Annotated in this window: 5 protein-coding genes and 1 pseudogene; all 6 read right to left on the minus strand. The window is 42.6% G+C overall.

What is annotated here, in order from left to right; genetic code table 11:
* The coding region (locus tag WAK81_RS12890; RefSeq protein WP_422197334.1) for an amidohydrolase family protein at nucleotides 1-497 on the minus strand (497 nt) is incomplete at its 3' end.
* 43 nt (nucleotides 498-540) lie between these two features.
* Nucleotides 541-1461 (minus strand): ABC transporter permease, encoded by a 921-nt coding sequence (locus tag WAK81_RS12895; protein ID WP_422197336.1) that lies wholly within the window; start codon nucleotides 1459-1461, stop codon nucleotides 541-543.
* Between the two features lie 33 nt (nucleotides 1462-1494).
* A complete protein-coding gene (locus tag WAK81_RS12900) occupies nucleotides 1495-2592 on the minus strand; it encodes an ABC transporter permease (RefSeq protein WP_422197338.1) in 1098 nt (365 codons plus the stop codon).
* 41 nt (nucleotides 2593-2633) lie between these two features.
* Nucleotides 2634-4238, minus strand: coding sequence for an ABC transporter ATP-binding protein (locus WAK81_RS12905; RefSeq protein ID WP_422197340.1), 1605 nt, complete (start codon nucleotides 4236-4238; stop codon nucleotides 2634-2636).
* A 110-nt stretch (nucleotides 4239-4348) separates the two neighbouring features.
* Nucleotides 4349-5449 (minus strand): BMP family ABC transporter substrate-binding protein, encoded by a 1101-nt coding sequence (locus WAK81_RS12910; RefSeq protein WP_422197342.1) that lies wholly within the window; start codon nucleotides 5447-5449, stop codon nucleotides 4349-4351.
* 710 nt (nucleotides 5450-6159) lie between these two features.
* A pseudogene (locus WAK81_RS12915) lies at nucleotides 6160-6464 on the minus strand (aromatic ring-hydroxylating dioxygenase subunit alpha); the annotation flags it as partial.

Here is a 6464-nt window from a genome sequence, read left to right on the forward strand (position 1 = left end):
TTGATTAAAGCCTCATTACTTTTTAAGGTTTCAAAATAATTGTGATCCGGATGCTCTGCGACATAAGGCACAAGAACAGCACGAATTCCCAACGCTTGCGCAGCTTCAGCACTTCCGTCCATATAGCGCCACATATCAACGATAGTGGTCGTTCCCGACAAAAGTGCCTCGGCATAACACAAATAAGAGGCCATTTTCGCATCCTCTGGTGTCAACACCCGGTGCATCGGGTCAATATACTGCTGTAACCAATCCCACACTGGTAATCCTTCAGCCGTGCCGCGCAATAATCCGGAATGGCAATGGGTATTGATCAAGCCCGGCATCAGGATCGTTTGTGGGTAATCCTCAATGAGCACTTCCGGATAGCATTGGGTTAATTGCGCCAATGTGCCAACTGCTTTTATTTTGTCTCCCTCAATCAGTATCGCGCCATTTTTAATATATTCATTCTGCGCATTCATGGTGAGGACATAGGAAGCTGTTAAAATTTTCATGATTTATACTCAAATCTATTCTGTTTTTGATGAATGGCTGCGGTTATGGCACGAAGGTTTTACCTAAAGAAGATGGCAAATTCATTTTTAACACTTTTTTATTCCGCGATATCATAACCAGTACCACAATGGTGGCTATATAGGGCAATGCTGCAAGCAACTCGTTCGGAACCTTTATTCCAAGCGCCTGGGCATGAAATTGTAAAATGGTCACGCCACCAAACAGGTAAGCACCGAGCATTAAACGTGTTGGTTTCCACACCGCAAATACTACCAGTGCAATGGCAATCCAGCCGCGACCTGCCACCATATTTTCAATCCACATCGGGGTATACACGGTTGATAAAAATGCTCCGCCAACTCCTGCCATCAAACCGCCAAATAGCACTGCGCCATAACGAATCGCCAACACGTGATAACCCATGGCATGCGCACTTTCCGGTGATTCTCCTACAGCTTTAAGCAATAAGCCCAAACGGGTTTTCGCCAAGACAAGCCACACCAGAAAGAAGACCAAGATTGACAAATACACCACGTAGTTTTGCTGGAACAAAATCGGACCCAATACTGGAATATCCGCTAATAGTGGAATATTAAAATTAGCCAGACCCGGTAAAGCCATACTGACGTAGTTCTGCCCCAAAAATGCAGAGATGCCGAGTCCAAAAATGGTTAAAGCCAAACCGCACGCGGATTGATTGGTACTTAAAGACAAGGTAAAAAAGGCAAAAATCAGGGCCATCAGCATGCCTGCCAGACCACCCATCAATAAGGCACTTAATACACTGGCATCGTATTGCGCAGCAAAGGCAAAACCTGCAATTGCACCGACCAGCATCATTCCTTCTACTCCAAGATTAATCACACCAGTCCGCTGTGTGACCAATTCCCCCAGACCTGCGAAAATCAGTGGTGTTGCTGCCGCAACAGTACCTGCAAGAATTGCAGTTATTTCTAAAGCCATATCATGCTTCCTTTTGCTGTAGACAACATTGGGTTAAAGGGTGGTTGCTGTGGGCTGATGGAACGGTGGCGCCATTTTTTTGCTAAAACGGTAACGGTTTTCAATTAATGCATCGGAAGCCAACAGGAAAAATAACAGCAGGCCTTGGAAAATACCGGTAATCGCGACCGGAAGCTGTAGCTGCATTTGTGCCATTTCGCCGCCCAGATAAATCAGCGCCATAAAACAGCCGGACAGCACAATACCGATTGGGTTTAAACGCCCTAGATAGGCCACGATAATCGCTGCATAGCCATAACCTGGGGACAGGTTCGGATTCAGCTGTCCAATAGGTCCTGCCACTTCACAGATTCCGGCAATACCTGCCATCATTCCGGAAATCACCAGACTCATCCAGATAGCTTTGGAGGAAGAAAAACCTGCGTATTTGGCAGCTAAAGGTGCCTGACCGCTAACTTCCAGTTTATAGGCCATCAGACTTTTGCGCATAAAAACCCAGAACAGGACCACTGCAAAAAGAGTGATAAAGATAGAGGCATTAATGCGGGTGCCTTCTACAATGAATGGCAGCGTAGCACTCTCATTAAAAACCACCGATTGTGGGAAGTTCATCCCTTCAGGATCACGCCACGGGCCATTGACCAGGTATAGCAACATACATACTGCAACATAATTCATCATCAGGGTGGTAAGGGTTTCTTCAGCATTAAAATGGGTTTTCAGTAAGGCAGGAATTGCACCCCAGAGTGCCCCACCGAGTGCACCCATGACGATAATTAACGGGAGAATCCACCAACCGATTTGATCATGAAATAAAATCGCAATACCACCACCAAAAATTGCCCCGATGGTAAGCTGACCTTCAGCACCGATATTGAATAATTTGGCTCGAAATCCAACCGCCAGCCCCAAGGCAATCAGAATCAGAGGCCCGGCTTTCACTGCCAGTTCACTCCAGCCATAAGTTGATGTCAGCGGTTCAATAAAGAAGATGTACATGGCTTGCGCGGGATTAATCCCCAACATTAAAAACAGAATACTGCCGACAATCAGCATGGCCAGCAGCGCAATGAGCGGGGAAAGCCACTTCATCATTTGAGATGGATGTTCACGCGGTTCCAGTAAATGCATGTCGCTCTCCTCTCAATCTGTATATTTTTTTTTTGGCTATATTAAGCATGAGCCTGCTGCTCCTCTGCATTTACGATCGCCGTGTCATAGGTTCGAATACCTGACATCAAGACCCCAACATTCTCGGTATTGGTTTCATGGATAGGTATCGCTGGAGATAGTTCACCATTGGCCAATACGCAGAGGCGATCACTAATTTCAAACAGCTCTTCTAATTCTTCTGAAATCACCAAAATGGCAACGCCCTGACGTGATAAATCAATCAGGGTTTGTCGGATAAACATTGAGGCGCCAACATCCACGCCCCAGGTCGGCTGCGCCACAATCAGGATTTTTGGATTTTGCAGAATTTCCCGGCCGACAATAAATTTTTGTAGATTTCCACCGGACAAAGAACGTGCTTCCGCATCACTGCCACTGGCTTTGACGCCAAATTTTTCGATACATTGCTCGGCAAAGGTTTTACATTGGGCAAATTTAATCAGTCCCCAACGAGTGAATCCTTGGCGAAAAGCCGTCAGTAAGGCATTTTGAGACAGCGTCATGTTCGGGACTGCTCCTCGGCCCAGACGTTCTTCAGGTACGAAGCCCAAGCCCAAGTCACGCCGTTGTCCGGGACTGAATCTGGATATATCAATTTGATCCAGAACCATCCGGCCATGTTTCAGGCTATTTTCACCCGACAATAAAGACAGCAATTCTGCTTGCCCATTGCCAGAAATCCCTGCAATTCCTACAATTTCACCGGCACAAATATTTAAATTGATATTTTTCAGCGACACACCAAATGGGTCGTCGGACTGATAATCCAGATTCTCGACCTGAAATAGCACCTGTTTTTCACCTGTATATTCTGGGCGTACATAGGTCGGTAAATCACGCCCAATCATTAAGCGCGCTAAATCACTGGTGCTGTTGTCTTTGGGATCAACATTTCCGGTAACACGGCCATTGCGCAAGATGGTTGCTTCATCACAGAGTTCTTTGATCTCATGTAATTTATGACTGATATATAAAATCGAAACATCTTGGGAGGCCAATAAACGCAAGGTTTTAAACAGTTGACGCACCGCTTGTGGCGTCAGTACCGAGGTGGGTTCATCTAAAATGATTAAAGCGGGATTTTGTAAAAGACAACGAATAATTTCGACGCGTTGCCGCTCACCTACCGATAAAGAATGTACTTCGCGGCGTGGATCAATGGGTAAACCATATTGCTCTGAGACTTCAATGATCTTTTGACTCAGGACTTTTAAACCAATTTTTTCATCCAGTCCCAGAGAAATATTTTCCACCACGGTCAAGGTTTCAAACAAAGAAAAATGCTGATAGACCATGCCAATGCCGAGTTTTCTTGCCATCGACGGGCTATCAATATGGACTTCTTTACTATTCCAGAGGATTTGTCCCTGATTGGCCTTGGTTGCCCCATAAATAATTTTCATCAGGGTACTTTTACCGGCACCATTTTCACCCAAGATGGCATGAATCTGTCCAGGTTGAACAGTTAAATGGATCTGGTCATTTGCTTTTAGTGAATTGTAACTTTTACAGATATTAATCAGCTGTAAACGCGGTACGCTCGAAACAGATACTGTATTCATCTCTCGCGTATGAGCAGATCTATCGTGTTGAGAGGTCATCATCAGTGCCCTATTCAATGCTGTGATAGTGCGGCATCCATCTGAAGTGGGTTAAACATTCAGATAGATGCGGAAAAGTACATCTAGATATTTAATGGCGAAATTGAGATGCTTTATTTCGGTAATGAACCCTCTACACCTTTCACGTAGTAATTCATTTTGCTTAATGCCGCATCATCTAGGCGCTTACCTTTTGCCAATACCAATGTGCCATCCTGTTTGTGAATCGGGCCGGTAAATGGATGCAACGTGCCTTTTAAAATGCCATCACGTACGCTGAGGGCTTTTGCTTTAGAGGCTGCCGACACTGAAGGACCGAAATTTTCGATATCGACGGCTTTTTGTTTCACGCCATACCACATCGCACTTGGTTTCCAGGTTTTATTGCTGACTTGAGTCATTACTGGGGTGTAGATTTTCTCCCAATGTAAAACCGATGCAGCAAGATGTGCTTTAGGGCCAAATTTGCTCATGTCAGAATCCCAGCCAAAAGCAAAGACACCTTTTTGTTCAGCCGCCTGTACCACTGCCGGAGAATCGGTATTTTGCATCAGCACATCCGCGCCTTGAGTAATCAAGGCCAGGGCTGCGTCACGCTCTTTACCCGGGTTAAACCATGAATTCACCCAAATGACTTTGGTTTTAATTTTGGGATTTACACTTTGTGCGCCGAGGGTATAGGCATTGATATTACGTATAACTTCAGGAATCGGAAAAGACGCAACTACGCCCAATACATTATTTTTAGTTTTTTGCCCTGCGACCACACCCAGCATATAAGCGCCTTCATAGGTACGGACATCGTAGACCCCTAAGTTTTTGCCCTGCTTATAACCGGTTGCATGCATAAATACTGTATTTGGAAATTGCTTGGATACTTTCTCCATCGCATTCATATAACCAAATGAAGTCGCAAAAATGACTTTATTGCCTTGCTGTGCCAGGTTGCGGATCATACGTTCGGCATCTGCTGTTTCAGGGACATTTTCGATATAAGACGTTTTATATTTTCCAGCGAGTGCTTTTTCAGTTTTAATACGGCCTTGGTCATGAGAATAAGTCCAGCCATGGTCACTGGTTGGACCAATATAAACAAACGCAGCTTTATCTTGGGCGTGAACATTGGCGACAGCGGCCACGCCCATTACCCCACTTGCTATTAATACCCCTACCAATTTTTTCAATCCGGTTTTCAAGCTATTTTTTTCTTTCATTCTATTCTGCTCTTGGTTGTTCTGTGTCATGCAACACATGCTTTAAAAATGACTTCACTCAAATACGCTCAGTCTGTTCAATATATAATTAGCAATAAGCATTCCAGTTTTTATCAAAAATAATAAAAATAGGGTTTTAAAATAAGATGTTTTTGTTTTTTGATTTAATTAAAGCGTGATGATGTTAAATTTATAAAAGCTTATTTTACGATTGATAAGAAATTTAATTTATAAAATGGATTTATTTTTAATTATGCTTATTAGTGGTGCGATAAAATAAAATGCCTTAAGTTTGCACATTCCTTTTTTCTGATTTTACTGTTTTCATCATTAAAGATAAATTTAGATGATAGAATCTTGTATTGAGATTCATTGAGGAAATGGAATTATTTTTGATATAAGCTGTTAATATCAAGGTAGATTAATGGTTTTTTGATAATTGGTTTTAGCTTGTAATGTACCGAAGGGTGATGTTCTACAGATATTGTTCTTTTCTCTCCTTATTGGAGGAGGTTGGAACTCGCTAATCGAAGCTTACTTGGATTAATTTATTTTAATTTCCAATTTTTATAATTTCAATCAATTTCAATTAAAAAATAAGAAAATATAAATAAATTGATCATTCAAAATTAAGATAAATAAAAACCACTATATTAAAATATAGGGTTTCTATTTAAAATTTAATCTATATTTTTAAGTTTTAAGATATATTAGACAACATAACGTTTACTTAATCCCCACTCGGCTAAGATTCGACGGTAGGTCGTTGAAGAACGATCCGCTTCAAAATGTGCTTCCATGGAAATATCGAGCGGTAATTCTTCAGGTTTCTGGCTTTCCACCATGTCCTGATCTTCGGCAAAAATTTGTGCATTGAAGTCATATACCGCCTGTAAATCTCCTGTGGTATCGAAGTTGCGTGTCAGTGGCACGAATAAACGGGTTTTATTGTGTGAGACCGGACAACATGCATTGAGAATTTTTAATTGTCCCTGTTCTGGGAAATGTACGGTTA

The sequence above is a fragment of the Acinetobacter sp. genome, assembly GCF_049284435.1.
Classification (GTDB): Bacteria; Pseudomonadota; Gammaproteobacteria; order Pseudomonadales; family Moraxellaceae; genus Acinetobacter.